Raw genomic sequence first — 378 nt, 5'->3', positions numbered from 1 at the left:
GGGTACCTGTTCAAGGGACATGGTCCGAACACATCGGAAGGCTGCATGCGGAGGCAGCGCCCTTCGCAAGGTCTGAGCCCCCCGCTGCCATCGAGAACTCCATAAACGTCTCATTCGCCGTCCCCAAAGGCTTCTCCCATGGGACTCAAGTCCCAGACGCGATGCTCTCTTTCTTGGACCGCCATGGCTCCTTGCCGGATGCGGGCCAGGCCCGGCAAGTGGGCTTTGAGCAGCACGTGGCCGAGCCGCGCCGAGCCGATCCGGCTCCTGTCGCGAGTGGCGCCCGTGCTACCCGCTATCGCCATCTGTCCGACGAACACCGGGACGTTATTGATAAGGCGATCGCCCACGCTGCGGCTCAGCAAAAATATAGCGAGA

General features: G+C 62.7%; 1 protein-coding gene. It reads right to left on the bottom strand.

All coding sequences use genetic code 11. The features are described from left to right. Positions 1 to 110 precede the first annotated feature (110 nt). Positions 111 to 378, bottom strand: a 268-nt coding sequence (locus AC0L3D_RS37000; RefSeq protein ID WP_473647575.1) for a hypothetical protein, incomplete at its 5' end; no start/stop codon positions are given.

It is taken from the genome of Mesorhizobium sp. WSM4837, assembly GCF_055811435.1.
This window is presented reverse-complemented; position numbering and strand designations above follow the sequence as displayed.